The following is a 25,743-nucleotide window of genomic DNA, read 5'->3' as shown; positions in this document are numbered from 1 at the left end:
GCGGTGCCGGAGCGCCGCGAACCCTCGGGGCTTAGTGGTCCGCTTCGAGGCCGCTCTGGATGTACATGGCCGCGAGCATCGCGAACAGGAACGCCTGCAGGAATTGGATCAGCAGTTCGAGCGCGGTCAGGACGATGGTGACGAGCACGCCCACGATGCCCACGCCGAAGCCGGCGAGGGTCGGCTTCTCGAACAGGAACCAGAACCCGACGAGGCTGAAGAACGCCAGGATCGTGTGGCCCGCGAACATGTTGGCGAAGAGCCGGACCGCGTGGGTGAAGGGCGCGAGGATGAAGGTCGAGAGGTACTCGATGGGCACGAGCAGGAAGTAGACCGGCAGCGGCAGGCCCTTGGGGATCATGTTCGTGAAGTACTTCACCGGGCCCTGCTTGCGCAGGCCCAGGTACACCTTGACGACGTAGACGAACAGCGCCAGGACCACCGGGAACGCGATGTGCGACGCGATCGGGAACTGGATGACCGGGATGACCGCGAAGATGTTCCAGAACCAGATCAGGAAGAACAGCGACATCAGCATCGGCATCCACCGGTCGGTGTTCTTGCCGAGGAAGGGGCGGGCGATCTCGTCCCGGACGAACATGTAGCCGATCTCGCCGATGTTCTGCATGCCGCGCGGCACGAGCTTCGGGTTGGCGAACGCCATCCAGAACAGGCCGCAGACGAGCAGGGCACCCACGACGGCGAAGAGGACGGGCTTGGTGAGCCACTCGGGGCCGCCGGCGAACAGGGGCGGGAAGTCGAACAGCTCCGGGCCGGGGGCTTTGAACTCTTCTCCCCCGGAGGCGAGGACCGTCTGCGCGTTCACGCGGCGTTCCCTTCATCAATGTGGTGACGTTTCACGAAGGCTTCCTCGGCGGCGGGGCCGCTCAGGAGGAGTGGCGCCCGTACTTCACGTAGACCAGGTACACGGCGAGCCCGGCACCGATGACCAGGCCGATCGGGATCAGCCAGGTCTGGTGCGTCCATTCGGACAGCAGCCACCCGATGCCGCCCCAGATGATCATCCCGGAGAGAAGGTAGCTGGGCACGGACCAGGCGACGTCGGCGAATTCCCGCTGGCCGTCCTCCGGCCGACGTTTCTGCTCGCTCATCGCGCTCCGGACGATAGCAGGCCACCCATGCGGTGGTCATATTGGAGTAGTCCCTGGGGATCCGTACCGTCCGCGGAGCCGTCATCACGGACTCCGGTCCAGCACGTTCTCGGGCTCGTCAATGTAGGGCCTGCGCTGCATGACCACGCGGAACTCCGCCGCGATCCACACCAGCGCGAGGCCGATGACCGTCCAGCCGAAGACCTTGGTGTTCCAGATCGTGACCCGGTCCATGGAGGTGACCAGCACCATCACCGCGAGGATCTTCACCATGTAGCTCGCGAGCGCGGCCAGCATCATCGTCTGCGCGGAGTACTTGGCGGCCCAGGAGACCACCAGCGCGCTCACCGAGAAGAAGGCGATCACCACGACGGAGGCCAGCGCCGCCGCCAGGGCGCCCTTGGCGCCGGCGGCCGGCAGGCCGATCAAAACGGCGCCCACCCCGGCCACCGAGGTCGGGATCGCGGCGCCGCGGAACATCCGGGCGTCGGAGGTTTGCATGAGGGCTCCGGCTGGTCACGGTAAGTGTTCGTTCCTTGTTCGTGAAAGGTATCACAAGCGTCCGGATTGTCCACAATTACCCTAGAGGTAATGCCCTGTCGGGTCTGCCGGACTCGCTGGGGCACGCTCGCACCACGGACTTTAACCCAGGTCAGGCAGTGCGCGGGCGCTATCGGACGGCGGGGCCGTGATCGGGTCAGACGCGCGCCGGCGGGCGTTCGGCGGGCTGCTCGCCGGAGCCGGGGCCGGCCGTCCGGGCCGACCTGCGGCGGCCGGGGATGCGCAGCATCAGCAGGACGCCGGCGATCGCCACCGCCAGCGTGACGCCGAGGGTGATCCACGCGGCGTCGAACAGGGCGAGCCCGACCAGCCCGGAGGCCAGCAGCCCGACCCAGAAGTACATGATCAGCACGGCGCGGCGGGTGGAGTGGCCGAGCTCCAGCAGCCGGTGGTGCAGGTGCTGCTTGTCCGGGGAGAACGGCGACCGGCCCTGGTTGGTGCGCCGCCACACCGCGAGCAGCATGTCGATGAACGGGACCGCGGCCACCGCCGGGATCAGCAGGATCGGGACGAAGAACGGGAACAGCCCGTTGGCGAGGATGGCCGGGTCGAACTGGCCGGTCAGCATGATCGTGGACGCGCTGAGCAGCAGGCCGATCAGCATCGAGCCGGTGTCGCCCATGAAGATCTTGGCGGGGCTGAAGTTGTGCGGCAGGAAGCCCAGGCACATCCCGAACAGGATCGCGGCGATGAGCGTCGCGCCGGTCAGCGTGGTCAGCCCGATCGTCCGCGACAGCAGGTAGGCGTAGGAGAACAGCGCCAGCGCGGCGATCCCGACGACGCCCGCGGCCAGCCCGTCCAGCCCGTCGATGAAGTTCACCGCGTTGATCGTGGCGACCACGACGAGGACGGTGAGCGGCACCCCGTAGGCCGGCGGCAGCGACAGCGACTCGCCCGTCGGCAGCGGGATCACGTAGATCTGGATCCCCTGCATGATGAAGATCCCGGCCGCCGCGACCTGCCCGGCGAACTTGGTGAGCGCGTCCACCTCCCAGCGGTCGTCGGCGATGCCGATCAGCACGATCAGCCCGCCCGACAGCAGCAGCGCCCTCGCGACGCTGATCCCGCCGTCGTCGAGGACCTTGCGCATCTCCGGCAGCCCGGTCGCGACCGTCAGCGCCGCCACCATCCCGCCGAACATGGCGAGCCCGCCCAGCCGGGGCGTCGGGATGACGTGCACGTCGCGGTCGCGCGGGACGGCCTGCGCGCCGAACCAGATGGCGAACCGGCGTACCGACGGGGTGAGCAGGTAGGCGACGAGGGCGGCGACCAGGATCGTGAGCAGGTACTCCCGCACTCCCCTGCGCCTCCCTTCGCCGATCATCGGCCCCGTGCCCGCGCCGCGCGGGGGCCTCCCTCGCCGGGGCGGGCCGCACCGCGCCCTCACCTTGGTAGACGGTCCGCCGGGACGATCTGTTCACCTTCGCGACCGACCAACTCTAAACCTCCCGGCGGCCGCGCGCCCCGAATTCCGCCCGCCCGCCCCCGGTTCAGACAACCCGGCCCTGGTTCAGACAACCCGGCCCTGGCTCAGACAGCCCGGCCCTGGCTCAGACAGCCCGGCCCTGGCTCAGACAACCCGGCCCTGGCTCAGACAACCCGGCCCTGGCTCAGACAACCCGGCCCTGGCTCAGACAACCCGGCCCTGGCTCAGACAGCCCGGCCCTGGCTCAGACAGCCCGGCCTCGGTTCAAGCAACCCGGCCGTGGGTTCAGACAGCCTGGCCGTGGGTTCAGAGAGCCCGGCCGTGGGTTCAGGTAGCCCGCCGTGGTTCAGACGGTCCAGCCTCGGTTCAGACTGCCCGGCCTCGGTTTCGGTAGGCCACCGCCGTTCCGACGATCACGAGCGCGATCCCGGCGACGCAGCGGTCGCCCAGCGAGAACGCCCACGGGCCGCGGGCCGCGATGTCGTCCCCGGCGTCCGCGACGACGAGCAGCAGCCCCGCGGCGGCCATGGCGGTCCCGGCCCGCGCGCGCGGCACAGGGCGGCGGGCGACCAGCGGCACGGCGGCGAGCGCGAGGGCCAGCACCGCGGTGCCGGGCCAGTGGCCCGTCCAGCGCGGCGGCACGTACCGCGGCGGCTGGACGGCGATCGCGTGCTCGGGCAGCCGGACCCGGATCTTCATGCCCTCGTGCGGGGCGAGGTGGTTCTGGATGAAGTCGACGGCGTACGGGCCGTCGCGGTCGCGCAGGCACCGCGTCGTCGCGCCGTGCCTCCCCGCCCGGCAGCTCGCGTACCGCAGCGGCACCGGCGCCACCACCCGGACCGCCGCGTTCCCGATGGGCACGTCCCAGCTCCGCCCGATCGCGTCCCAGACCAGCTCGACGCGGCCGGCGCGCCGGGTGAACGCCCGCCCCACCTCGTACTCGATCACGTAGGCCTGGCGGCCGCGGACCTCCCGGTGCCGGTCGCCGACGCTGATCTGCACGTCGTGCAGGAACCGCGTCGTCCGCACCCGGGCCGGGGCGCCGGTGGAGGAACTGCTGCTGACGTTCCGCACCTCGTAGAGCCGGTCGCCGATGCGGAACGGCACGTGCCGGACGATGCCGTGCTCGCCGGTCCGGTCGAAGTCGTAGGTGATCGTCTCGCGGACGTACAGCACGCCGTCGGCGCCGATGGTGAGCACGACGTCGTAGGCCGGGATGCTCTCGCCGCGGTAGATGAGCTCGCCCGGCCGCCCCGCTCCGGGGACGTCAGCTCCGGGGAAGTCAGCTCCTGGGGCGCCGGGGGCGGGCTCGGCGGGACCGGCGGCACGGGCGGGCAGCCCGAGCACGGCGGTCAGCAGCAGCACGCCCGCGGCGATCGCGGACCCCCGGACACGGCCACGCACGTCAGGCATGCTGTCACCGTTGCCGCGATCGTGTCGGCCTAACAAGGCCGATGTCCCCGCCGCGCCACACCTGCGGCCCCCGCGCGAACGCCTTCCGGACCATTAGACGCGCCCAGCGGCACCCCGGTTCACAGAACCATCGTTTTAGTCCGTCCCTGGTCAGCCGGAATAACCAATTGATCGTGAACGTCCGGAGACTGCTAAGTTATCGCTCGCTAACCCCCCGAATCTGAGCCTGGAGGGACCTATGCGGCGAATCGCTGCAGTCGCCCTGACCGCCGGCACCCTGATGGCCGGCATGGCCGCCGTGAGCGCCCCCGCCGAAGCCGCCGCCACCGGCAACTGGAAGCCGTACGACTCCTACGGCGGCATCTACACCTGGGGCAAGTACTCCCGCAGCGGTGGCAGCACCGCCGTGACGGGCTACCTGCGCGACACCAAGAAGAACGGCTGGACCGCCTGCGTGCGGTTCCTGTTCACCGAGGGCAGCAAGAAGTACTACTCACGCTTCAAGATCGTCGGCGTGACCTCGGGCGGCACCAAGTACAACTTCGACGGCAAGGCCACCGTCAAGATCAGCGTGAAGTCGAGCTACGGCAGCCACATGTGGGTGCAGGAGTGCGGCCGCAACAAGAAGACCGGCAAGTACTACTACGGCAAGGGCCGCAAGATCTTCTGATCGCGCCCCCGACGGCCTGACGCGAACAGGCCCCGCCCGGCCCGGCGGGGCCTTACTGCTTTTCCGGGTCGGGCTCCTCTGTGGCGGCCTGCTCGGGGGTTCTCTGCTCAGGGGTGCTCTGCGCGGGGGTGCTCTGCGCGGGGGTGCTCTGCGCGGGGGTGCTCTGCTCGGCGGCGGCCTGCTCGGGGTCGGCCTGCTCGGGGTCGGCCTGCTCAGCGGCGGCCTGCTCGCGGGTGCTCTGCTCGGCGGCGGTCTGCTCGGGAGCGCTCTGCTCGGCGGGCGTCTGCCCGGAGGTGCTCGGCTCGGGGGCGGTCTGCTTGGAGGCGGTCTGCTCGGCGGCGGCCTGCTCAGGGGTGCTCTGCGCGGGAGCGGCCTGCTCGGCGGGCGTCTGCTCCACGGGCGTCTGCTCGGGGGGATTGGAGAGCGACTGCGCGGGGGGCTTGGAGAGCGACGGGCCCGTGGCGGAGGACGTTTCGTCCGCTTCTCCGGTCCGCTCAGCGCCCGTTGCAGGGGCCTCAGCCGCACCATCGGGCGCCTGCGCGGGCTCCCTCTTGCTCAGGGAAGGCCCGCCTTCCCGCGGGGCGGACGAGACATCTACGGGCTCTCCGGCTTCGTCCCGGACGTCCTGTTCGGCGGGCTCGTCCGGCTCGGTCTTCTCGTCCTGTTCGTCCTCGTCGGTGAGCAGGACGCCGACCACGGAACGGATCTTGTCCGCGGGGATCGCGCCGACCCGCAGCAGCCGCGGCACCGGCCCGGTCAGATCGATGATCGTCGAGGGGTCGGCGTGCCCGGACGTGCCACCGTCCAGGTAGACCGAGACGGAGTCGCCGAGCATCTTCTCCGCCTCGTCCGCCGTCCTGGCGGCGGGCTGCCCGCTGAGGTTCGCGCTGCTCACCGCGAGCGGGCCGGTCTCCTTGAGCAGCTCGACCGCGAGCTCGTGCATCGGCATCCGGACGGCCACCGTGCCCTTGGTCTCGCCGAGGTCCCACATCAGGTTCGTGTTCGCCCGGCACACCAGCGTCAGCGCGCCGGGCCAGAACTCATCGATGAGGTCCTGCCCGTAGGTGCCGAGATCCTCCACCAGCGCCGCCGCGGCCCGCACGGACCCGACCAGCACCGGCGGCGGCATCTCCCGCCCGCGGCCCTTGGCGTCCAGCAGCGCCGTCACGGCGGGCGGCACGAACGCGTCCGCACCGACCCCGTACACCGTGTCGGTCGGCAGGACGACCAGCTCACCGCGCCGCACCGCCGACACCGCCTCCGCGATCCCGCGCGTGCGCTCCATCGGCTCGGTGCAGTCATAACGTCGGCTCACGCCCGCCATTTTCCCACGCCGCACGGCGCGCTCACGCCGTCTCCCCCGGGTGTCAGTCCGCGGCGAGGCGGGCGGTGACGAACCGGTCCCGGTTGGCGAGGTCGCGGCGGTTGCGGACGTCCCGCCAGCCGTGCTCCTCCGCGAAGATCCAGTAGACGCCGTTGCCCTGCAGGTCGCTGTGCTCCACGGCCGCGTAGCCGCCGGGACGCAGCAGCCGGCGGGCCGTCCGCTCGACCACCCGGATCGCGTCCAGCCCGTCGTCGCCGCCGCCCCACAGCGCGTCGGCCGGGTCGTGGTCGCGGACGTCGGGCGGGACGTACTCCCACTCGCTCATCGGGATGTACGGGGGGTTGCTGACGACCAGGTCGACGGTGCCGTCCAGCTCGGGCAGGGCGGCGGCGAAGTCGTCCAGGTGCAGCCGGACGCGGCCGCGCTCGTCCAGCTCCTCGATGTTGCGGGTCGCGTGCACGAACGCGGTCGGGTCCTTCTCCACAGCGTGGACGCGGGCGCGCGGCGCCTCCAGCGCGATCGACAGCGCGATCGCGGCCGAGCCGGTGCCGAGGTCGACCACCAGGGGGTCGCGGACGTCCATGTCGCGCAGCGTTTCCAGCGCCCAGCCGACCATCACCTCGGTCTCCGGCCGCGGGACGAACACCCCCGGCCCGACCTTGAGCTCCAGGTAGCGGAAGAACGCGCGCCCGGTGATGTGCTGGAGCGGCTCCCCAGCCTCGCGGCGCGCGACGAACTCCCAGAACCGGGCGTCGAACGCGCTGTCGGGGACGCCGTGCAGCTCCGAGCGCCGCACCCGGTGCACCGCCGCCGCCAGCTCCTCGGCGTCGGCGCGGGGCGAGGCGGCACCCGCGTCCGCGAGCCGCGCCGTGGCCCTGGCGATCTCGTCCAGCAGCAGGTTCATGACTCTGCCTTCCGAGGGGGGACGACCCCCCACACCCCCCGAACCGCCGCGCTCACGGGCTGTTCCTTCCGAGGGGGGACGACCCCCCACACCCCCCGAACCGCCGCGCTCACGGGCTGTTCCTTCCGAGGGGGGACGACCCCCCACACCCCCCGATTCGCTGCGCTCATGGGCTGTGCCCTTCGAGGGGGGACGACCCCCCGAATCGCTGCGCTCATGGTTTCTGGGCTTCGGCCAGGCGGCGTTCCATTTCGGCGTCGACGAGCGCCTGCGTGACGTTGTGGAGGTCGCCGTCCAGGACCTGGTCGAGGTTGTAGGCCTTGTAGCCGACCCGGTGGTCGGAGATCCGGTTCTCCGGATAGTTGTAGGTGCGCACCCGCTCGGACCGGTCGACCGTCCGGACCTGGCTCTTGCGCTCGGCGGCCGCGGCGGCGTCCGCCTCCTCCTGCGCCATCGCCAGCAGCCGGGACCGCAGGATGCGCAGCGCCTGCTCCTTGTTCTGCAGCTGGCTCTTCTCGTTCTGGCAGGAGACGACGACGCCGGTCGGCAGGTGCGTGATGCGGACCGCGGAGTCGGTGGTGTTGACGCTCTGCCCGCCCGGCCCGGACGAGCGGTACACGTCGATGCGCAGGTCGTTCGGGTCGATCTGGACGTCGACGTCCTCGGCCTCGGGCGTCACCAGCACGCCGACCGCGCTGGTGTGGATGCGTCCCTGCGACTCGGTCGCGGGCACCCGCTGCACGCGGTGCACGCCGCCCTCGTACTTCAGCCGCGTCCAGACGCCCTCCTCCGCGGAGCCCTTGGCCTTCACGGCGACGGTGACGTCCTTGTACCCGCCGAGGTCGGACGGGTGCGAGTCGAGGATCTCGGTCTTCCAGCCGGCCCGCTCGGCGTAGCGCAGGTACATCCGCAGCAGGTCGCCGGCGAACAGCGCCGACTCCTCGCCGCCCTCGCCGGCCTTCACCTCGAGGATGACGTCCTTGGCGTCGTTGGGGTCGCGCGGGACGAGCAGGTGCCGCAGCCGCTCCTCGAGCTCGGCGCGGCGGGTCTCCAGCTCCTCGGCCTCCGCGGCGAACGCGGCGTCCTCCCCGGACAGCTCGCGGGCCGCGGCGAGGTCGTCCTCGGTCGCGGACAGCTCGCGGTGCGTCTCGACGATCGGCCGCAGCTCCGCGTAGCGCTTGCCGAGCTTGCGCGCCAGGCCCTGGTCGGCATGGACGGACGGGTCGGCGAGCCGTTCCTCGATGCCCGCGTATTCGCTGATCAGATCGTCGAGATTCACGCTGTGTCCTGGCCGTTTCTAGGTGGGGGACGGCCCCCCGCGCCGCACCGGTTCCGGCCCGGAGGCGGAGATCGTCCCCGGATACCGGCTCCGGAAGGCCCGGGGACCTGGAAGCGTCCCCGGGCCGTCCCTGGTATGTGTGTGCGGCGGTCGCCCTACTTGCCGGCCTTCTTCTTGCCGAAGCGCTGCTCGAAGCGCGCCACCCGGCCACCGGTGTCGAGGATCTTCTGCTTGCCCGTGTAGAACGGGTGGCAGTTCGAGCAGACGTCCGCGTGGATCACGCCGTTCTCGGCGGTGCTGCGGGTCTCGAAGGTGTTGCCGCACGTGCACGTCACGGTCGTGACGACGTAGTTCGGGTGAATGTCGGGCTTCATGGTTCTCCTCGCCTCAGGCGGTCGCCGGGCGCCTCCAGGCTCGCATGGGGAAGCCCATGGGAGTTGTGGGAGACGTGAACCGGTACCGCAGCGGTTGCACACCAAGTGTGCCAGATACCCGAACGTGGCGAGGTCACCGGGCATTCCCGATCTTGCCCGTCCGGTGCCGGCGGCGGGCGGGGGCGGCGGTCAGCCGGTGTTGCGGCCCAGGTAGGCCAGCACGGCCATGACCCGGCGATGCCCGCCCTGCGCCGGCTGCAGGTCCAGCTTCATGAAGATGTTGGAGATGTGCTTCTCCACGGCGCCCTCGGTGACGACGAGGTCCTCGGCGATCGCCCCGTTCGACCGCCCCTGCGCCATCAGCCCGAGCACCTCGCGCTCCCGCGGGGTCAGCGCCTCCAGCGGGTCGCCGGTGCGGCGCCGGCCGAGCAGCTGGCCGATCACCTCCGGGTCGATGACCGTCCCGCCGGCGGCGATGCGGCGGACCGCGTCGATGAACTCGGCGACGTCCGACACCCGCTCCTTCAGCAGGTAGCCGACGCCCTCGGCGCCACCGCCGATCAGGTCCGTCGCGTACCGCTCCTCCACGTACTGGGACAGCACGAGGATCGGCGTGCCCGGACGCCGCGCCCGCACCGCGAGGGCCGCGCGCAGCCCCTCGTCGGTGAACGACGGCGGCATCCGGACGTCGACGATCGCGAGGTCGGGGGCGTGCTCGTCGACGATGCCGAGCAGGCCGGGCCCGTCCCCCACCGTCGCCACCGTCTCGATCCCCGCGTCGTCGAGCAGCCGGACGAGCCCTTCCCGCAACAGCACCGAATCCTCGGCGATCACAACCCGCATCCGCCCATTATCGGGGCCGCGGGGGCCTCGATCACCAGGTACAGGGCAGATCCGCGCGAATGATCGTGGGGCCGCCGGCCGGGCTGTCCACGATGAGTATGCCGTCGATCGTCGCCGCCCGGTCGGCCAGCCCGGCCAGCCCGCCGTTCGGCCGCGCCTGCGCGCCGCCCATCCCGTTGTCGATCACCTCGACGACCACCCAGCGGTCCTCGCGGACGACGCGGACGGTCGCGCGGGTCGCACGGGCGTACTTCGCGATGTTCGCCAGCGACTCGGCGACGATGAAGTAGGCGATGCTCTCGACCGCCGCCGGAGGACGCTCCGGCAGGTCGACGGTCACCTCGACCGGGACCGGCGCGCGCCCGGCGAGACCGGACAGCGCCGGGTCCAGCCCGCGGTCGGTGAGGATCGCCGGGTAGATGCCGCGGGCCAGGTCGCGCAGCTCGGAGATCGCCTCCTTGGTGCCCGAGTGGGCCTGCTCGATCAGCGTGCGCGCACCCTCGGGGTCGTCGTCGAGCTTGGCGCGGGCGCGCCCGATGTCCATCGCCACGGCCAGCAGCCGCTGCTGCGCCCCGTCGTGCAGGTCGCGCTCGATGCGGCGCCGCTCGAACTCGGCCGCGTCCACCCCGCGGGCGCGGCTGGCCTGGAGGTGCTCGGTCCGCTTCCGCAGCTCGGCGTTCTCCGCCTGCGAGGGGCTCGGGCCGAGCATCAGCGCGGCCCATGCGGCGTGCCCGATCGCCATGACGCGCGTGACGTACATGGCGGCGACGAGGAACACCAGCCCGATGAGCGAGAGCGGCAGCGCCTCCACCGGGTTGCCCGCCCAGTACGAGACGCCCACGTTGATCTCGGCGCCCCCGTCCACGGCCACGAGCACGGGCAGGAACAGCAGCGAACCGGTGGCCGCCCAGACCGTCACCGACACGACGAACTCGACCAGCGTGACCGGGAACAGCACGAGGAGGTACAGCAGGTCCTTCCAGGTGCCCGGGTCCGCCGCCATGCCCTTCAGCCGGACCAGCGGATTGCGGCCCTCCGGGGGCTTGCGGTACGGGTTCGGGATCCGGACGCCGAACGCGGCCCGGACGAGCTGCCGCTCCAGCATCGCGCCGAACCGCCACGCGACCATCATCAGCGCGAGCATCGGGAACCCGACCCAGATGATCAGCAGGCCGACCGACAGGGACAGCCCGACGACGAGGGCGATGAACCAGCCGAGCCCGAACGCCGCACTCACCCCCAGGTACAGCGCCGAGCGCCAGGTCAGGGACGACTTCGCCATCGCGACCGGATGCCAGGACCGGTTCATGACGGACGCGTCCCCGCCGGCCCCGGTCGCCGCGGCCCACCGCGTGGCCGCCCACCCGATGGCGGCCTCGCCCCTGCCGCCGGACTCTCTGCTCAGCTCGCCCACGTCGTCCCTCCGTACCCGTTCCAACGTACGGTCCAAGCGTGCCGGGCGGCAGAGGGGGCGACCATGACGTCCGCCGCCGGATCGAGGGTGGGGTTATCCCCACCTCTTTTATGGAGTCTTGTTCATGGAGTCCCGGCCCGCGGCCCTCGCCTTCGGCTTCGCCTCACCGGTCAGGTCACGCGCTCGCGCGGTGGCCGGGGCCTGATCGAGGCATGTCCCCCAAGACGGCGACGCCCCCGCCCGGTGGTCGGGCGGGGGCGTGCGTGTGTTCCTAGCGGTCGTCGGAGACCGTGGTCTTCTGGACCTGGAGCAGGAACTCGGCGTTGGACTTGGTCTCCTTCATCTTCTCGATGAGGAGTTCCAGCGCCTGCTGCGTGTCGAGCGCGTGCAGCACCCGGCGCAGCTGCCAGACCACCCGCAGTTCCTCCGGAGCCATGAGGATCTCCTCCTTGCGGGTGCTGGACGCGTCCACGTCCACCGCCGGGAAGATCCGCTTGTCGGCGAGGCTCCGGTTGAGCTTGAGCTCCATGTTGCCGGTGCCCTTGAACTCCTCGAAGATGACCTCGTCCATGCGGGACCCGGTCTCCACCAGCGCGGTGGCGAGGATCGTCAGCGAGCCGCCGTTCTCGATGTTGCGGGCGGCGCCGAAGAACCGCTTCGGCGGGTACAGCGCCGTGGAGTCGACACCGCCGGACAGGATCCGGCCGGACGCGGGCGCCGCCAGGTTGTAGGCCCGGCCCAGGCGGGTGATCGAGTCGAGCAGCACGACGACGTCGTGGCCCAGCTCGACGAGCCGCTTGGCGCGCTCGATCGCCAGCTCGGCGACCGTGGTGTGGTCCTCGGCGGGACGGTCGAAGGTCGAGTGGATGACCTCGCCCTTCACCGTCCGCTGCATGTCGGTGACCTCTTCCGGACGCTCGTCCACGAGGACGACCATCAGGTGGCACTCCGGGTTGTTCTTGGTGATCGCGTTGGCGATCGCCTGGAGCACCATGGTCTTGCCGGCCTTCGGCGGCGACACGATCAGGCCGCGCTGCCCCTTGCCGATCGGCGACACCAGGTCGATGATCCGGGTCGTCAGGATGCCGGGGTCGGACTCCAGGCGCAGCCGCTCCTGCGGGTACAGCGGCGTCAGCTTCGTGAAGTCGACGCGGCCCTTGGCCTGGTCGGGCTCCATCCCGTTGACGGTGTCGAGGCGGACCAGCGCGTTGAACTTCTCGCGCCGCTCGCCCTCGCGCGCCTGCCGGACGGCGCCGGTGATGACGTCGCCCTTGCGCAGCCCGTTCTTGCGGACCTGCGCGAGCGACACGTACACGTCGTTCGGGCCGGGCAGGTAGCCGGTCGTGCGGACGAACGCGTAGTTGTCGAGGATGTCGAGGATGCCCGCGACCGGGATGAGGACGTCGTCCTCGGTGATCACCGGCTCCTCGTAGCGGTCGCGGCCGCGGCCCCGGTTGCGCTCCCGGAACCGGCGCCCGCGCCGGCCCCGGCCGCCGCCGTCGTCATCGTCGTGCTGGCCGCCGCCGCCCTGGTTCTGGCCGCGCTGCCGGCCGCCGCCGCCCTGGTCCCCGCGGTCGCCCCGGTCGCCGCGGTCGCCCCGGTCGCCGCGGTCGCCGCGGTCGCCCCGGTCGCCCCGGCCCTCGCCGCGCTCCCGGCCGCCGCGCTGCCGCTGGCGTCCGCCGCCCTCGCGGCCCTCGCGCCCGTCGCGGTTGCCGTCCCGGCCGCCGTCGCGCCCGCCCTGGGATTCGCCGTCCTCGGCGTTCTGCTCGCGTCCCTGGTCGCGGCCCTGCCGGTCGCCGCGTCCCTCGGAAGCCCCCCGGTCCTGCTTGTCGCCCCGCTGCCGGCCGCCCTGCCGCTCGCCCCGGTCGGCCTTCTCCGCCTTCTCCGGGGACTTGTCGGCCTTCTCGGCGACCTTCTCGGCGACGCCGCCCTGCCCCTCGGACGGGCCCTGCTCGGCCGCCGGCGCCTCGGCGATGGCGACCTGGTCGTCGGACACCTCGCGCTTGGCGGCGGTGGTGCGGCTCCGCCGCGGACGCTCGGCCTTCGCCGGGGCAGCGGCTCCCTGCTCGCCCCCCGCCGAGCCCTGCTCCTGGCCGCCCTGCTTCTCCTGGATGGCGGCGATGAGCTGGCTCTTGCGCATCCCGGTCGTGCCGGTGATGCCGAGGCTGGACGCGAGCGCCTTGAGCTCGGGCAGCACCATGGCCGACAGGCCGGTTCCCGAGCGGCGGCGCCGGGGGGCGGCCGGCTCCGCGCCGGACGCGGCGGCGTCGGCGGGTTCCGTGCTGGTTGCGTCCGTAAGGAGTTCGCTGGATTCGCTCACTAAGGGTCCTTCCCAGGGAGCGGGCGTTGGCCGGCGTTCGGCCAGTCGACCCGGTGGTGCGGCCCGGCGGGGGCGCCGGGACGGGCTCCGCTGATCACGATGGAACCGGGATCTGCGTGTTCTGGGCACAGCCAGATGGTGGACGGGACGTTCCGCTCGTGCGTGTCCCCGGTACCGCCACGTCCGAAGTTTCGCTGGAATGCCTGACAACGGAATGTCACGGTGTCGGGGAGCCTAGTACGCGGGACCGACACGACCGGAGGGTCGAACAGGCGACGCGCGGCTGACGAGCACGCTGCCCCGAACGGGGCATCTGGTGCGGCATTCAGCCTAACATCACCAGGGCACACTGCTATTCCCCAGAGGTCGATGTGTTCGCATTTTACCTAGCGGGATCGTGCCGGACCCTGCACCGGCCGGAGCGGCGCGAATGCCCCCGCCCCCGGCGCCGCCGCCAGGACCGTACCGCAGATCAGCCGGCCATGACGCGGGCGCCGCGGGTCGCGACGTCCAACGGGTGTTCGTGCCACCCTTTACCCACTTCGCGCTCCATCGAATCAACTTGTGATGCTGTTGTGAAGGCCAGGACAGTAGGCCCGGCCCCGGAGATCACCGCGGGCACCCCGGCGTCCCGCAGCCTCGTGACCAGCGCCGCGGACTCGGGCATGGCCGGGGCGCGGTAGTCCTGGTGCAGCCGGTCCTCGGTCGCGTCCAGCAGGACGCCGGTGTCCAGGCCGCCGGTGAGCGCGGCGACGAGCAGCGCGGCACGTCCCGCGTTGGCGGCGGCGTCCCCGTGCGGGACGGTCTCGGGCAGCAGCCCGCGGGCCCGCTCGGTCGCCAGCCGCTGCTCGGGGACGAACGCCACGACCTGCGTGACCTTCGATTCCAGGCGGACCGACTTCGGGCCGCACGGCGTCGTCCAGGCGACGGTCAGGCCGCCGGCGAGGCACGGCGCCACGTTGTCGGGATGCCCCTCGATCTCGGTCGCGAGACGCAGCGCCGCGTCGTCGCCGAGGAGCTTCCCGGCGGGGTGCAGCGCGCGCGCCGCGACGATCCCCGCGACGATCGCGGCGGACGACGAGCCGAGACCGCGGCTGTGCGGGATGCGGTTGCGGCAGCGCAGCCGCAGCCCGCCCGGGCGCGCGGGACCGGTTCCGGCCAGGTCGTCGAGGACGCCGAACGTGCGGCGCAGCACCTTGACGATGAGGTGGCGCTCGCCGCGGTCGGCGACCTCGGCGCCCTCGCCGTCCACCTCGATGGTCAGGCCGCCGCCGGTGACCTGCACCTCGACGTCGTCGTACAGCGCGAGCGCGAGGCCGAGCGAGTCGAATCCGGGGCCCAGGTTGGCGCTGGTCGCGGGGGTCCGCACCAGCACCGGGCCTTCCGTCCAGCCCACCTCAGGTGAGACCGAGCTCGGACGCGGCCGAGTGCGCGTCCACCTTGATGGTGGTGGGCGCGGGCGCACCGGAGATGGCCCAGTCGGGGTCCTTGAGGCCGTTGCCCGTCACCGTGCAGACCACCTTGGCTCCGGACGCGACCACACCCCGCTCGCTCGCCTGCAGGAGGCCGGCGACGCTCGCCGCGGAGGCGGGCTCCACGAAGACGCCCTCTTCCCTGGCCAGGAGCCGGTAGGCGGCGAGGATCTGCCGGTCGGTGACGGAGTCGATGGCGCCACCGGACTCGTCCCGGGCGGCGACCGCCAGGTCCCAGGACGCGGGGTTGCCGATCCGGATCGCCGTGGCGATGGTCTGCGGATTCAGGACGGGCGCGCCCTTCACGAACGGCGCCGCCCCGCTCGCCTGGAAGCCCAGCATGCGGGGGGTGCGCGTCGCGACCTCGTCGGCGGCGTACTCCTTGTATCCCATCCAGTACGCGGAGATGTTCCCCGCGTTCCCGACGGGGAGGCAGTGGACGTCGGGGGCGTCGCCCAGCGCGTCCACGATCTCGAAGGCGGCCGTCTTCTGCCCGAGCAGCCGGTACTTGTTGACCGAGTTGACCAGCGCGACCGGGTAGTCGACCGACAGCTTGCGGGCCAGTTCGAGGCAGTCGTCGAAGTTCCCGTCCACCTGGAGCAGCCGGGCGCCGTGCACGAGCGCCTGCGCCAGCTTCCCCATCGCGATCTTGCCGTTGGGGACGAGGACCGCGCAGGTCATCCCGGCCCGCACCGCGTACGCGGCGGCGGACGCGGAGGTGTTGCCGGTCGAGGCGCAGATGACCGCCTTCGCGCCCTCCTCGGCGGCCTTGCTGATCGCCATCGTCATGCCGCGGTCCTTGAACGAACCGGTCGGGTTGGCGCCCTCGACCTTGAGGAACACCTCGCAGCCGGTCAGCTGGGACAGCCGGCGGGCGGGCACCAGCGGGGTACCGCCCTCCAGGAGCGTGACGACCGGTGTCGCGTCCGTCACCGGAAGCCGGTCGCGGTACTCCTCGATAAGGCCGCGCCACGCGCGGACGTTCGCGTTCACGTCGGTCTCCCTGTATGACCTGCGATGTTGCCCGGAGTCTATCGGGACGGCTCTTCGCCCTCGACGCGCATCACGCTCGCCACCTCGCGCACGCTGTCGAGGCCGCGGAGCCCCTCCACCGTCGCCGAGAGGGCCGCGTCGGGCGCGCGGTGGGTCACGACCACGAGCTGCGCCTCCTCGCCCAGCCCGTCCTGCCGGACGGCCTGTATCGAGACGCCGTGCCTGGCGAACTCCTCGGCGACCGTGGCGAGGACACCGGCCTCGTCGGTCACGTCCACCTGGATGTAGTAGCGCGTGACCGTCTCCCCCATGGGAAGCACCGGAAGCTTCGCGTACGTCACTTCCACGGGGCCGGGAGTACCGCCGGCCACGTTGCGGGCCACCGCGACGAGGTCGCCGAGGATCGCGGACGCCGTCGGCGCACCACCGGCACCGGCGCCGTAGAACATCAGGGAGCCCGCGGACTCCGCCTCCACGAACACCGCGTTGTACGCCTCACGGACGCTCGCCAGCGGGTGCGACCTCGGGATCATCGCCGGATAGACGCGCGCGGACACGCCGCGTCCGTTCCGTCCGTCCTCTGAGGGGATGCGCTCGCAGATGGCCAGGAGCTTGACGACGCAGTCCATTCCCTGGGCGCCCGCGACATCGGCGGCGCTCACTTCCGTGATGCCCTCGCGGTGGACGTCCGCGGCCGTCACCGGTGTGTGGAAGGCGAGCTGCGCGAGGATCGCCGCCTTGGCCGCGGCGTCGAAACCCTCCACGTCGGCGGTCGGGTCGGCCTCCGCGTAGCCGAGCGCCTGCGCCTCCTCCAGCGCGTCGTTGAACCCGGCGCCGTGCGTGTCCATCTGGTCGAGGATGTAGTTCGTGGTGCCGTTCACGATGCCGAGCACCCGGTGCACATGGTCGCCGACCAGGGACTCCCTGAGCGGCCTCAGCAGCGGGATCGCTCCAGCGACCGACGCCTCGTAGTACAGGTCGGCGCCGTACTCCCGGGCGGCGGCGAACAGCGTCGCGCCGTCCTCGGCCAGCAGCGCCTTGTTCGCGGTGATGACCGACTTGCCGGACTTCATCGCTTCGAGCATCAGCGTCCTGGCCGGCTCGATCCCGCCGATCACCTCGATGACGATGTCGACGTCGTCCCTGGTCACCAGCGTCTGCGCGTCCGTCGTCAGCAGCTCCCGGTCGACGCCGGCGCGCACCCTGTCCGGCCGGCGCACCGCGATCCCGGCCAGCTCCAGCGGCGCCCCGACGCGCGCGGCCAGATCGTCGGCCTGCTCGTTCAGCAGCCGGACGACCTCCGTGCCGACCACGCCGCATCCGAGCAGCGCCACGCGCAGTCCGGGTTTCACGCTTCGACCTCCGCATCGAGCCGCAGCAGGTCCTCCGCGCTCTCCCGGCGGACGATCACGCGCGACCTGCCGTCCCTCACCGCCACCACGGCCGGCTTCGGGACATGGTTGTAGTTGCTGGCCATCGACCGGCAGTACGCCCCGGTCGCCGCGACGGCCACCAGGTCTCCGGCCGCAAGATCTTCGGGGAACCACAGGTCTCGCACCACGATGTCGCCGCTCTCGCAGTGCTTGCCGACAAGCCTACTGAGCATGGGCGATGCGTCGGACGACCGGCTCGCCAGCACCCCGGTGTACTCCGCGCCGTACAGGGCGGTGCGCAGGTTGTCGCTCATGCCGCCGTCCACGGACACATACGTGCGCAGGCCCTCGACGTCCTTCACCGTCCCGACCTCGTACACCGTGACGCCGCCCGGACCGATGATCGCCCTCCCCGGCTCCACCGTCAGCCGCGGCATGGCCAGGTCGTACGCCTTGCACTCGCGCGCCACGATGTCCCGCAGCCCGTCCGCGATCGACTTCGGGTCGTGCGGCTCCTCCCCCGGCACGTAGGCGATGCCGTAGCCGCCGCCGAGGTCCAGCTCGGGAAGCTCGATGCCGTGCTCGTCCCGGATCGCGACCAGCAACTCGGCCAGCCGGTGCGCGGCCACCTCGAACCCGTCCACGTCGAAGATCTGCGACCCGATGTGGCTGTGCAGCCCCACCAGCCGAAGCTGCTTCAGGTCCAGCACCCGCCGGACGGCCTCCAGCGCGGCCCCGGAACTCCTGGAGAACCCGAACTTCTGGTCGTCATGGGCCGTCGCGATGAACTCATGGGTGTGCGCCTCGACCCCCGTAGTGACGCGCACCATCACCTTGGGCGTCGCACCCATCTCCTGGGCCAGATAACCGACCCGCGCTATCTCCTCGAACGAATCGAGCACGATCCGTCCGACACCCACCTCAAGAGCCCTCTCAAGCTCCCAGGACGCCTTGTTACTCCCATGCAGCGTGATGCGCTCGGTAGGGAAGCCCGCCGCCAAAGCCACCGCGAGCTCACCGCCACTGCACACGTCCAGCCCGAGACCCTCTTCCTTCAGCCACCTCGCGACGGCCGTACAGAGAAACGCCTTCCCCGCGTAGTGGACGTCCCCGTCATGGAACGCGGCCGCATACTCCCTGGCGCGACTCCGCACGTCCTCCTCGTCATAGACGTAGAGGGGCGTCCCGTACTCCTTCGCCAGCTCCCGCACATCGACCCCGCCGACGGTGAGCACGCCGTCGTCCCGCTTGGCGCTCCGCGGCCACACGGTCGGCTCCAGCGCGTTCAGATCGTCCGCCGGCGCGGCCGGATGGTCCTCGGGAAGGACGTCGGCGTGCCGCGGCCCGGCAGGATGTACTCGACTCATATCCGCTCTCTAGGGGTCTCACCGATCATGTTCAGCCCGTTGCCGAGAACGATCTCGACGGCCTCCGCCAGGGCGACCCGCCCCGCGTGCACGGCCCCGGGCTCCTCGTCACCCACGGGCAACGCGGAACAACGCTCATGCGCCTCGTGATACGCGAGCGCCACTTTCTCCAAACAGAACATCAGCGGCCGGGCATCCCGTTCCCGCTCCGCCTGCTCCACCCGCCCCGGCACGTCCCCCAGCGCCCCCACGACCTCCGCCTCGACCGGCCCGGCCTCCAGCCGCCCGGCCTCCAGCCCCAGGCTCGCTGCCCACCGCCCCACCCAGCAGGCCCGCGCATAGGCGTAACGCACCGAGAACCCGGGATTGTCGAACGTCCGGGGCCACTCTTCCCACGTCCCCCGCGGCACCTCGGCCATCCCGTAACCGCGATCACACCGGATCCCGTCCACCAGATCCCCCGGCGCCACCTCGACCCGCACGAACCCGGGCCCGCTGACGACACCCCCGACCCGCCGCGCGATCACCCGCGGATCAACGCCCAGCCGCAGCGCCACGGGACTCTCGAAGACCCCGCCGCCCCGGCTGAAGACAACGACCCCACCAGGCACATCGACATCGAGCTCACCCTCCGCCACGGCGTCCCGCACCGCGCGCACGAGGGCCTCACCCACACCGGCTGGAGTCACCCTGGCGAGACTAGCCGACCACTATCTGGACACCGCCGCGAGCTTCCGCACCGTCTGGATCAGCTGGTTGGGGTCGAACGGCTTGGTCACGTAGGCGTCCACGCCGATCTCGTCCCCCCGCCGCACATCATGCTCCTGCGCCCGCGCCGTGATCATCACGACCCTGATGTGCGCCGTCCCGGGATCCTCCCTGAGCCGGACCGCCGTCACCCACCCGTCCAGCCGCGGCATCATCACGTCCAGCGTGATCACGTCCGGCCGGACCTCGCCCACCTTCTCCAGGCAGTCCTGACCGTCCACCGCGGTCGACACCTCGAACCCCTCCAGTTGCAGGTTCACGGCGATGAGCTGGCGGATCACCTCGTCATCATCGACGACCAGCACGCGTCCCAGTGGCTCGGTCACGGCCTCGAAGTTAGCCCACTCCACCCCCCTGACGCACGGCGAACCTCCCCGTGCGCGTCACCCCGCCAACCCTGGTAGCCTCATACCGCGTCGCGCCCCCTTAGCTCAGGGGATAGAGCAACGGCCTCCGGAGCCGTGTGCGCAGGTTCGAATCCTGCAGGGGGCACCTACAAACGATCAGCCGGTTCCCGCCCTTGACCAGCGGAAACCGGCTCTTGTCGTTCATGGACCATGTGACATCAGATGCCACCACGGGACGCCGTATGCCACGGCGCGTGTTCCATTTGTGTTCCAGCGCCTAGCCGCCGAGGGCATCGTCTATGCGCGCCTCCCATACATGGTCGTGACCGGCGATGACCTTGGCGTAGATCTTCAACAGCACCTCCACACTGTGGCCAGCCCACTCGGCAACCTGGGTGGGCGGGACGCCGGCGTTGAGCCGCAGGGAGACGCCAGCGTGCCGTAGGTCATACGGGCGCCGGGCGAGGTCCGAAGCTTCCTCGGCGGGCGTCAGGGCGAGCGTGCGCGCCTTGTGCCACGTGCGCCCGTAGCCGGACGGGAGCAGCACTCCCCCGCGCTCCGTGCGGAACAGGCGACCGTCCGGGGCAACGCCATACCGGTGGATATGGTCGCGCAGGATCCGGACGAGTTCCGGCGGGATCGGCACCGGCCGCTTGGCCTTGCGGTTCCGTCCTTTGAGCCCGCGGTCATCGTGGTATTGCCCCGAATCGGTCCACTCGGTTCCGACTGAGGGCTTGGAACCAGCGAGCATCAGCCGCCCCCATCCCGTCGCAGGCAACTCGCAATCGGATTCGCGCAGAGAGACGACCTCGCCGGGCCGCATCATCGCGTAGTAGACGCACGCGAAGAACCCGACCATTCGAGGGCCTCGCCGAGGTCCGGCGTAGCTAACCGCCGTGAGGAGTTCCGTCATTTGGCGCGGCGAAGGGACGGCGGTCGGGTCTACTTCTTCCCACACGTCGTCTTCTTCGGTCGGCTTCCAGTCGAGACCGTCGATTGGGTTCGATACGAGGCGCTTCCGTTGAACGGCGTACTTGAGCACGTTGTAGAGAACGCGGCGGCGCCGGGCGTAGTAACTCGCCGCGGCCGGGGTCCCGTCGAGCTTTCGAGCGCAGGCGCCGAGGGCAAGTGTGATGCCCTCGAACTCGGCGAAGTCCGCCAGCGGTACGGATGCCTTGCGGACCCAGTTGAGCGCGGCGGCCACCTCGGCGGACTGCTTGGCCTCACGCCGATTCTTGTTGTACTCCCAGCGGCGAAGCGCATTCCGCAGCGTCTCCGTGTCGGGCGCTCCCTTGTGGTTGGCCGTGAGTCCTACCGTCACGGCAGTGAGCGTTTCGGCGATCGAAATGCGTTGTTTGGCGGACACTTTGTCCCATCGGTCGTCTACGTAGTCCCGCGCATGCTGATACCAGCTCACAGACAGGGCCGCGCGAACCATGGACTCGGGTAGACCGCTCTCGATGTCGAATGCCTCGCCTCGCCTCGCGGCTTGGATGAGTTCCGATTTGTAGCTGTTGGCGAGTTCCTGGGTAGTGAACGGCTTGGTTTGAACCTTGCCGCCCACTCGCCAGCGCAGGACGTAGGGCCGTTTCCTGCCCTTCTTTACCGTGACGTTCCAGAACCGGACGTCGTAACTCTTGTTCACGCGGCCCTCTCTTCAAGGCTGGAAAGCCAGTTCTCGAAGTCGACTCGGCGGATTCGGAGCTTGCGGTTGGGCAGGACGGTGCAGGGCGGCGTTTTTCCGAGGGCGCGCCACCGTTGCCACGTCCGACGTGTGATGTCGAGTTCTTCGAGAATTTCGGGGACCGTGATCCACGTGCCTGACCTCTTGGCCATAGCGGGAATGCACCTCCGCGAAGCGGCGTGAGTGGGTGGGGTGGCCTCCGCCGGCGGCGGGCTTGGTGGCTTGTGCGCCGGCGTAGGCGTGACGGTGGTGGGAGGGGTAGCCGTACCAGCCGTACCAGCCTCGTTTTTCCTGGTCAGGTGCGGTACGGCTTGGTGGGGTGGTACGGCTTGAGCCGTACCAGGCGGGTAAGCCTCATTGGGTCTGACCTGCGAAATTGAGGCTGGTACGGCTGGTACGGCCTACCCCCGGCAAGGGCAGGACGGTGGCCGGTCCGGCATCGCCGGACGGGGTGTCGTCGGCGGGGCAGTAGCGCGCCCATGCGTCGGTGAAGTCGGCGCGTCGATAGCCCTTGGCTTGTCCGGTCTGGAAACGGATGGTGTCGGATCTGATCTCGTATTCGCGCAGGATGGTGCCGAGTTTCATTGCGGTGAGCCCGTTGGGGCCGTAGTCGTCCCATGGCGCTTCGGGCTCGGCTTTGAGCCGGTCGAGGAGGACGGCGGTGGGTAGGGCGGTGTCGGTGCCGAATGCGGTCCGGCAGTCGGTGAGCAGACGGAGCCGGGTGGACATCTCGCCGTTGTCGTCGGCTTCGGCGGTAAGGGCGAGAACGGCGGCGCGGGCGCGTTCGGGCCAATGTCCGCCAGCATGGTCGGCGACGGCCACGAGAGGTTCCCAGGTGTCGGCGGCGCGGTCTTCGACCGGCATTGCGGGTTCGGCGGCTTCGAGGCTGGCAAGGTCGGCGCGCAACCATGCGGCGAGGTCGGTAGCCAGTTGGCGGAGCGGGGGGCGGTCGCGCTTGTACCGGAATGGCGCGACGGTTTCGCCAGGTGCGCGGCGGCGCATTCGGATGATTACGGCGCGGTCTTCGATGGTGTCGGGCATGGCGCCGATTCCGGCGAGCGCGGCCATAGCGAAGGTGGGGATGGACTCGACTCGGTTGGCGTTGGCGTCGTACCGCTTGGCGGGCCGGTTGCGTTGATGTCCGGCGTTCAGCAGTCCGCGTAGATCCTCGTTGCCCTCGGCTTTAGGGCCGAAAATGGTGTCGGCTTCGTCCACGAGCAGGGTGGGCGGATCGTCGGTGATGGACCGGTAGACCGCGGCCGGCGAGGAATTTACGGTTATGAACGGGACGTGACACGTCGCCTCTGTCACGTCCAACAGTCGGGATTTGCCGCACCGTTTCTCCGGACCCCGGATCACCAGCCGTGGCGCGTGCGGCCACGCCGGTTGAGCGTGGGTCGCGGCGATCCACAGCGTGACGGCGTCGGCGGCTTGCGGACTCGGCAGGACGACGTAGCGCGTCAACGCCTCGCGGACGGCGTCAAGTAGCTCGGCGCCGTTGATCGGCGGACGGTCGTCGGGTGCGTTGGTCATGCGGCGTTCCCCCTAGTGATGGTGCGCGGGTTGCGGGCGCCGGCGGTGAGCGCGGAACGGATGGTGGCGCGGGCGTCTGCGGGTGTGAAGGCGTTGGGGCCGGTGCAGAAGTGGACGGCGGCGGCCTCGTACAGCACCGATCCGGCGAGGTCGGCGTCAAGGACGTCGGCGCCGGCAAGGCGGCCGAGGTTGTAGGCGGCTTTGTTAAGGGCGTGGTTGCGGCCACCGGTCACGGCCGAGGTGACCCGTTCGGCCTCCCCCTTGAGTGCCGCTTGAACGTAGGCGGGCAAGTCGGCGACCATCCCGGCAACGCTTGGGGCACTCAAGAGGAGAGCGGGCGGCGTGGTGAGCAGGTGGGCCAGCCATGCCGGAAGCGGGGCGGGCGGTACCTCGTTGGCGATGCGGTAGGCACCGGTGCCGTCGGGCAGGTCCACATAGCTGCCGGGCGCCACGACATAGCCGCCGGCGGCGCGGGTGTCGATCAGCCATCCCAGACCAGTGCGGTACCGGCCGGAGGTGTTGCGCAATTCGGCACCGGGCGGCGCGGTGAAGTACAGGTGCATCCCGCCACGGCGGGTGGTCACGGTGAAGGTGTCGAGCGGAAACGCTTGGCCGTGCCGCTCGGCCAGGACGGCGAGCACGTCGGCGCCCTCGTTGACCCCCGGCATGGCCCACTCGTCCGGCGGGATCTCGCCAGGCTTGGGCCTGTCGAGGTCGATCACGAGGAGCCCGGACGGGCCGCACGCAACCGCGACGTTGAACGCCGGGCCGCGGCTCCAGAACGCCCGGATCCGGACGGGGTCGATAGTGGCGTTGGCCTCCCAGTCGGTGAACCCCGGCAGCGGTTGCTTGTCGCCAGGGCGTAGCGGGAAGACGTGCCAGCCGCGCGCGGCGCACGCCAGCGCCGCCTCGGCGAGGCTGGCCGGGTTGGTCCTCAGAGTCGGCATGTGCGGCCCACCCCTCGGCAGGTTGAGCAGAAGGTGACGCGGGCGAGGAACTCCACCGGCGCATCGGGGCAGAGCGCTTCCCACTCGGCGGCCGGGGTGCTGATCACGGCGAGGTCGTCACGGGCCAGCATGATGAGCACCTGACCGCGCGGGAGCGGCAGCACGCCGACGACCGGCACGGTGCCGATGCCGCGTACGTAGATCGCATCCCCTCGGCACAACTCAGCGGTCATCCGGGTCACGGGTGTGGCGGGCCTGGCCGGGCGAGTCATGCGGCGTTCCTCCCATCGGCCGGCTGGTGGGCGGCGAGGCGGTCGGCGAGCACGGCCAGGGCGGCGGTGCCCTGGCGAGGAACGGCGCCGTTGCCCAACAGGGTGAGTTGGCGGGTGTGGGACAGTCCGGGGACGTCGGTGACCCATCCGTCCGGCAGTCCCATGAGCCACTCGACAAAGCGGGGGCTCAGTCGGTGGGCTCCGTCGCGTCCGGTGGGTTCAGTGGGATGAGGAGCTGTTCGGCCGGTGATGTGCTCCCACCGCGCGATGGCGGGGGCGTAGCGGCCCCACACAGCAGGGTCGGAAGGGACGGGCCACCCCTTCGCGAGGGCAGGTCGGTGCCCTTGCCATCCCGCGCGGCCGGGGTCGGTAGCAGCGCCACGGCGGTGCGCAGGTCCAAGCCGCCAGCCCCACGGATTCCGGGACCGTTGGTGTCGGAGGTGCGCGGGGTCGGCAACAGCGCCGGCTGCATCGGCTGCGGGGTCGGCGGCAAGCAGGAACCAGCGGGCGCGCTCATGGGGGGCGCCGACGTCGGACGCGCGTACACACGCCCATTCAGCAGCGAACCCGAGTCGGGCAAGGTCAGCGAGCACGACGTCGAGTCCGGGACGCCGGGCAACGATGGCTGCGACGTTCTCCAGGATGAGGTAGCGGGGTCGTAGGACGCCCACGGCGTCGGCGATGGCATACCAGAGTCCACTACGGGTCCCTTCGCGGATACCGGCACCACCGCCGGCGTAGGACAGGTCTTGGCAGGGGAACCCGGCGCACAGAACGTCCACGCGCGGCGCCTGGCCGAAGTCGGCGGCGGTCAGGTCGCCGAGGTTGGGCACGCCGGGGAACCGGTGGGCCAGCACAGCGGCGGCGCCGGGCGCCGAATCGGCGACCCACACCGCGGCGACGTCGAGCACCTCGGCGACGGCCAGTTCCAGCCCGCCGTAACCCGAACACAGCGAACCGAGGGCCAATGGTGGCGGGGCATTCATGGGACGTCCTGGGGAGGGATGACGAGCCCCTCGGGGGTCAGGACGAACTCGTGCCCGTGCTCGCAGGTCCACAGGTCGCCGAGGGCGTCGGGGGCGAGCGCGGCCCAGCAGGTGACCGGGGTTAGGCAGAACGGGCACTCAGGGCCGTCCAGCACCGGCCAGTGGATGACGGGGATGGCCCAGTCGGCGGGGCAGGCGCGGCAGTGCCAGACGTTGACCTCGGCGCCGTTGGCCATGGTGGCGGGCCCGATCCATGCCGTGCCGGTGGGACGTTGGCAGGTGGGGCAGTCGGGCGGGGTGAGCAGGGGCCATTGCTCGACGGGCGGGACGCCGGCCGGGTTGTGCGTCATGATGGATGGAC

At 70.9% G+C, this 25,743-nt stretch carries 25 protein-coding genes, 1 tRNA gene and 1 pseudogene; 2 read left to right on the top strand and 25 right to left on the bottom strand.

The features are described 5' to 3' along the window. Positions 1-31: 31 nt before the first annotated feature. The 5 genes from atpB to K8Z49_RS38365 form a co-directional block, all read right to left on the bottom strand. A complete protein-coding gene (gene atpB, locus K8Z49_RS38385; protein WP_021596455.1) occupies positions 32-826 on the bottom strand; it encodes a F0F1 ATP synthase subunit A in 795 nt (264 codons plus the stop codon). A 61-nt stretch (positions 827-887) separates the two neighbouring features. Continuing rightward, positions 888-1,112, bottom strand: a complete 225-nt coding sequence (locus K8Z49_RS38380) for an AtpZ/AtpI family protein (RefSeq protein ID WP_021596456.1) — start codon at positions 1,110-1,112, stop codon at positions 888-890. Positions 1,113-1,196: 84 nt separating this feature from the next. After that, entirely contained in the window at positions 1,197-1,613 is a 417-nt protein-coding gene (locus tag K8Z49_RS38375; RefSeq protein ID WP_021596457.1) for a hypothetical protein, read from the bottom strand. A 196-nt stretch (positions 1,614-1,809) separates the two neighbouring features. Next, positions 1,810-2,970, bottom strand: coding sequence for an MraY family glycosyltransferase (locus K8Z49_RS38370; RefSeq protein WP_021596458.1), 1,161 nt, complete (start codon positions 2,968-2,970; stop codon positions 1,810-1,812). 495 nt (positions 2,971-3,465) lie between these two features. Continuing rightward, complete coding sequence (locus K8Z49_RS38365; protein ID WP_412516489.1) at positions 3,466-4,512, bottom strand: DUF2207 domain-containing protein; 1,047 nt, start codon at positions 4,510-4,512, stop codon at positions 3,466-3,468. A gap of 238 nt (positions 4,513-4,750) precedes the next feature. Between K8Z49_RS38365 and K8Z49_RS38360 the strand changes: the two genes are divergently transcribed. Beyond that, entirely contained in the window at positions 4,751-5,182 is a 432-nt protein-coding gene (locus K8Z49_RS38360) for a hypothetical protein (RefSeq protein ID WP_021598591.1), read from the top strand. A gap of 517 nt (positions 5,183-5,699) precedes the next feature. On the opposite strand, the pseudogene K8Z49_RS38355 reads toward K8Z49_RS38360, so the two are convergent. The 13 genes and pseudogenes from K8Z49_RS38355 to K8Z49_RS38295 form a co-directional block, all read right to left on the bottom strand. Then, a pseudogene (locus K8Z49_RS38355) lies at positions 5,700-6,467 on the bottom strand (L-threonylcarbamoyladenylate synthase); the annotation flags it as partial. 82 nt (positions 6,468-6,549) lie between these two features. After that, positions 6,550-7,410, bottom strand: a complete 861-nt coding sequence (prmC, locus tag K8Z49_RS38350; RefSeq protein ID WP_075024644.1) for a peptide chain release factor N(5)-glutamine methyltransferase — start codon at positions 7,408-7,410, stop codon at positions 6,550-6,552. A 214-nt stretch (positions 7,411-7,624) separates the two neighbouring features. Continuing rightward, positions 7,625-8,689 (bottom strand): peptide chain release factor 1, encoded by a 1,065-nt coding sequence (gene prfA, locus K8Z49_RS38345; RefSeq protein ID WP_111832064.1) that lies wholly within the window; start codon positions 8,687-8,689, stop codon positions 7,625-7,627. A gap of 155 nt (positions 8,690-8,844) precedes the next feature. Continuing rightward, positions 8,845-9,063, bottom strand: a complete 219-nt coding sequence (gene rpmE / locus K8Z49_RS38340; protein WP_021598595.1) for a 50S ribosomal protein L31 — start codon at positions 9,061-9,063, stop codon at positions 8,845-8,847. A gap of 189 nt (positions 9,064-9,252) precedes the next feature. Beyond that, complete coding sequence (locus K8Z49_RS38335; protein WP_021598596.1) at positions 9,253-9,906, bottom strand: response regulator transcription factor; 654 nt, start codon at positions 9,904-9,906, stop codon at positions 9,253-9,255. Positions 9,907-9,937: 31 nt separating this feature from the next. After that, positions 9,938-11,320: a sensor histidine kinase gene (locus K8Z49_RS38330; protein WP_021598597.1), complete on the bottom strand. Its 1,383-nt coding sequence runs from the start codon at positions 11,318-11,320 to the stop codon at positions 9,938-9,940. 271 nt (positions 11,321-11,591) lie between these two features. Next, complete coding sequence (gene rho, locus K8Z49_RS38325) at positions 11,592-13,640, bottom strand: transcription termination factor Rho (protein ID WP_412516488.1); 2,049 nt, start codon at positions 13,638-13,640, stop codon at positions 11,592-11,594. 472 nt (positions 13,641-14,112) lie between these two features. Then, complete coding sequence (thrB, locus tag K8Z49_RS38320; protein ID WP_244938716.1) at positions 14,113-15,015, bottom strand: homoserine kinase; 903 nt, start codon at positions 15,013-15,015, stop codon at positions 14,113-14,115. 22 nt (positions 15,016-15,037) lie between these two features. Continuing rightward, complete coding sequence (gene thrC / locus K8Z49_RS38315; RefSeq protein WP_021592918.1) at positions 15,038-16,105, bottom strand: threonine synthase; 1,068 nt, start codon at positions 16,103-16,105, stop codon at positions 15,038-15,040. A 38-nt stretch (positions 16,106-16,143) separates the two neighbouring features. Then, positions 16,144-17,457 carry a homoserine dehydrogenase gene (locus K8Z49_RS38310; protein ID WP_021592919.1) on the bottom strand — a complete coding sequence of 438 codons (1,314 nt, stop codon included), beginning with the start codon at positions 17,455-17,457 and terminating at the stop codon, positions 16,144-16,146. Beyond that, positions 17,454-18,845 carry a diaminopimelate decarboxylase gene (lysA, locus tag K8Z49_RS38305; RefSeq protein ID WP_024935200.1) on the bottom strand — a complete coding sequence of 464 codons (1,392 nt, stop codon included), beginning with the start codon at positions 18,843-18,845 and terminating at the stop codon, positions 17,454-17,456. Before lysA ends, K8Z49_RS38310 begins: the two co-directional genes overlap by 4 nt. Beyond that, the gene (locus K8Z49_RS38300) at positions 18,842-19,519 is read right to left on the bottom strand and encodes a DALR anticodon-binding domain-containing protein (protein ID WP_111832066.1); all 678 of its coding nucleotides are present in this window, start codon (positions 19,517-19,519) and stop codon (positions 18,842-18,844) included. Before K8Z49_RS38300 ends, lysA begins: the two co-directional genes overlap by 4 nt. A 36-nt stretch (positions 19,520-19,555) precedes the next feature. Beyond that, positions 19,556-19,918: a response regulator transcription factor gene (locus tag K8Z49_RS38295; RefSeq protein WP_024935199.1), complete on the bottom strand. Its 363-nt coding sequence runs from the start codon at positions 19,916-19,918 to the stop codon at positions 19,556-19,558. 115 nt (positions 19,919-20,033) lie between these two features. Between K8Z49_RS38295 and K8Z49_RS38290 the strand changes: the two genes are divergently transcribed. After that, positions 20,034-20,105, top strand: a tRNA-Arg gene (locus K8Z49_RS38290). A gap of 132 nt (positions 20,106-20,237) precedes the next feature. On the opposite strand, the gene K8Z49_RS38285 is transcribed toward K8Z49_RS38290, so the two are convergent. The 7 genes from K8Z49_RS38285 to K8Z49_RS38255 all read right to left on the bottom strand — a co-directional run bounded on the left by K8Z49_RS38285 (position 20,238) and on the right by K8Z49_RS38255 (position 25,732). After that, a complete protein-coding gene (locus K8Z49_RS38285; RefSeq protein ID WP_412516487.1) occupies positions 20,238-21,605 on the bottom strand; it encodes a tyrosine-type recombinase/integrase in 1,368 nt (455 codons plus the stop codon). Further along, positions 21,602-21,796, bottom strand: a complete 195-nt coding sequence (locus tag K8Z49_RS38280) for a helix-turn-helix transcriptional regulator (protein ID WP_412516486.1) — start codon at positions 21,794-21,796, stop codon at positions 21,602-21,604. The genes K8Z49_RS38285 and K8Z49_RS38280 overlap by 4 nt, the downstream gene beginning before the upstream one ends. 202 nt (positions 21,797-21,998) lie before the next feature. Continuing rightward, positions 21,999-23,177 carry a DUF3631 domain-containing protein gene (locus K8Z49_RS38275; RefSeq protein ID WP_412516485.1) on the bottom strand — a complete coding sequence of 393 codons (1,179 nt, stop codon included), beginning with the start codon at positions 23,175-23,177 and terminating at the stop codon, positions 21,999-22,001. After that, positions 23,174-24,124, bottom strand: a complete 951-nt coding sequence (locus K8Z49_RS38270; protein WP_412516484.1) for a bifunctional DNA primase/polymerase — start codon at positions 24,122-24,124, stop codon at positions 23,174-23,176. The genes K8Z49_RS38275 and K8Z49_RS38270 overlap by 4 nt, the downstream gene beginning before the upstream one ends. Continuing rightward, positions 24,112-24,357: a hypothetical protein gene (locus tag K8Z49_RS38265; RefSeq protein WP_412516483.1), complete on the bottom strand. Its 246-nt coding sequence runs from the start codon at positions 24,355-24,357 to the stop codon at positions 24,112-24,114. The genes K8Z49_RS38270 and K8Z49_RS38265 overlap by 13 nt, the downstream gene beginning before the upstream one ends. A 35-nt stretch (positions 24,358-24,392) precedes the next feature. Further along, on the bottom strand, positions 24,393-25,382 hold the full coding sequence (locus tag K8Z49_RS38260; protein ID WP_412516482.1) for a DNA cytosine methyltransferase: 990 nt from the start codon (positions 25,380-25,382) through the stop codon (positions 24,393-24,395). Beyond that, entirely contained in the window at positions 25,379-25,732 is a 354-nt protein-coding gene (locus K8Z49_RS38255; protein WP_412516481.1) for a hypothetical protein, read from the bottom strand. The genes K8Z49_RS38260 and K8Z49_RS38255 overlap by 4 nt, the downstream gene beginning before the upstream one ends. Positions 25,733-25,743: the final 11 nt, after the last annotated feature.

This window comes from Actinomadura madurae (assembly GCF_047130825.1).
GTDB classification, from domain to species: Bacteria; Actinomycetota; Actinomycetes; order Streptosporangiales; family Streptosporangiaceae; genus Spirillospora; species Spirillospora madurae.
This window is presented reverse-complemented; position numbering and strand designations above follow the sequence as displayed.